Origin of the sequence: Sporomusa malonica (assembly GCF_900176355.1) — a bacterium.
GTDB lineage: Bacteria > Bacillota > Negativicutes > Sporomusales > Sporomusaceae > Sporomusa > Sporomusa malonica.
In genome coordinates this window covers 1,645-2,202 of record NZ_FWXI01000031.1, presented here as the reverse complement: position 1 = coordinate 2,202, position 558 = coordinate 1,645, and the positions used below count along the sequence as shown (strand labels likewise).

The 558-nt window shown below is 62.0% G+C and carries 1 protein-coding gene; it reads left to right on the top strand.

All coding sequences use genetic code 11. The annotated features are described in order from the left end of the window. A partial coding sequence (locus B9A22_RS22750) for a putative sodium/potassium/calcium exchanger (protein WP_176215657.1) occupies positions 1-558 on the top strand: 558 nt, incomplete at both ends.

Here is a 558-nt window from a genome sequence, read left to right as displayed (position 1 = left end):
CGGAGCTACTGGGGCAACGGGTGAAGCAGGAGCTACAGGAGCAACAGGTGAAGTAGGAGCTACTGGAGCAACAGGTGAAGCAGGTGCAACAGGAGCCACAGGCGAAACAGGAGCAACTGGGGCCACTGGCGAAGTAGGAGCCACCGGAGCCACAGGTGAAGTTGGAGCCACAGGAGCGACAGGTGAAACAGGAGCAACTGGGGCAACGGGTGAAGCAGGAGCTACAGGAGCCACAGGCGAAACCGGAGCAACTGGGGCCACGGGTGAAGCAGGAGCTACAGGAGCAACAGGCGAAGTAGGAGCCACTGGAGCGACAGGTGAGGCAGGAGCTACAGGAGCCACAGGCGAAGTAGGAGCCACTGGAGCGACAGGTGAGGCAGGAGCTACCGGAGCAACAGGAGAAGCAGGAGTCACAGGCGAGACAGGTGCCACTGGAGCCACAGGCGAAACAGGTGCTACTGGGGCCACAGGTGAAGTAGGAGCTGCCGGAGCCACAGGCGAAACCGGAGCTACCGGAGCCACAGGCGAAACCGGAGCTACCGGAGCCACAGGCGAAAC